This window comes from Sulfitobacter sp. HI0129, assembly GCF_001635395.1.
Taxonomy (GTDB): Bacteria; Pseudomonadota; Alphaproteobacteria; order Rhodobacterales; family Rhodobacteraceae; genus Sulfitobacter.
Map to the genome: position 1 here is coordinate 1 of NZ_LWGH01000759.1, position 1,340 is coordinate 1,340.

The following is a 1,340-nucleotide window of genomic DNA, read 5'->3' on the forward strand; positions in this document are numbered from 1 at the left end:
GAAACGGAGTTCGACGCCAACGGCACCCGCGACTGCCCCAGCGCCGACAGGTAATCCAGTTCACGGTCGAAGATCATGTCGGGGATGTAGCCCACCAGCCGGTGCCGGGCGAGGTCTTCGAGCTTGGTGATCGGCGGATGCCGGTCGAGGTATCGCCGGGAGCCCGCAAGATGCAGGTGGTAGTCGGTGATCTTCTGCACGAGCAGACGCCCGGCGGTGGGCGCGCTCACCCCGATGGCCATGTCCGCCTCCCGCCGGGACAGGTTGAAGACCCGCGGCAGGGCGACAATGCGCGCGCAGACCTGCGGCAGCAGGAAATTCGCACAGCCGTCCGGCGCGCCGATCCGTATCTGGCCGCTCAGCCGGTCGCTGGCGGGCGCCACCCCGGCCCGTGCCAGCCGCATCGCCTGCTCCACCGCCTCCGCCCGCTCCAGCAGCTGCGCGCCCGCCTCCGTCAGCGCGTATCCCTGTGGCGAACGCGCAAAAAGCGCCGTCTGCATCCGCTGCTCGAACCGCGTCATGCGCCGGCCCAGCGTGGCCGGATCGAGCCCCAGCAGCTTTCCGGCCGCCGACAGGCTGCGTTCGCGCGCCACGGCGATGAAAAGTCGCAGATCGTCCCAGTTCTCCGCCATGACCATCCTTTCTTCTCATGATCCGAAATACTTCGGGGGTCCGGGGGCTGGCCCCCGGGAATGCTTTGCAAAAACGCAAAACCGTTTTGTCACCTTGCCCCTTCAATCTGACTTTTTGCAAGGTTACCCTGCGCCAAATCTTGAAGGAGATCCCCATGAAGGAACTGACCCATTATCTTAACGGTGAACACGTCAAGGGCACCTCCGGGCGTTTTGCCGACGTGATGAACCCCGCCACCGGCGAAGTGCAGGCCAAATGCCCGCTGGCCAGCGAAGACGAGGTGCGCAAGGCCGTCGAATACGCGCAGGCGGCGCAACCCAAATGGGCCGCCACCAACCCCCAGCGCCGCGCCCGCGTGCTGATGAAGCTCGTGGATCTTTTGAACCGCGACATGGACAAGCTGGCCGAGGCGCTCAGCCGCGAGCATGGCAAGACGCTGCCCGATGCCGCGGGCGACGTGCAGCGCGGGCTCGAGGTCGTGGAATATTGCATCGGCGCGCCGCAGCTTCTGAAGGGCGAATATACCGACAGCGCGGGCCCGGGCATCGACATGTATTCGATGCGCCAGCCGCTCGGTGTCACTGCCGGTATCACGCCGTTCAACTTCCCGGCCATGATCCCCATGTGGATGTTCGCCCCCGCCATCGCCTGCGGCAATGCCTTCATCCTCAAACCGTCCGAGCGTGACCCCTCCGTCCCGCTGATGC

2 protein-coding genes are annotated in these 1,340 nt (G+C 65.7%); one reads left to right on the forward strand and one right to left on the reverse strand.

From position 1 onward, the window contains the following. A partial coding sequence (locus tag A3764_RS18605; RefSeq protein ID WP_150122289.1) for a LysR family transcriptional regulator occupies window positions 1–632 on the reverse strand: 632 nt, incomplete at its 3' end. A 155-nt stretch (window positions 633–787) separates the two neighbouring features. Here A3764_RS18605 and A3764_RS18610 point away from each other — a divergent pair. After that, window positions 788–1,340, forward strand: a 553-nt coding sequence (locus A3764_RS18610; protein ID WP_150122290.1) for an aldehyde dehydrogenase family protein, incomplete at its 3' end; no start/stop codon positions are given.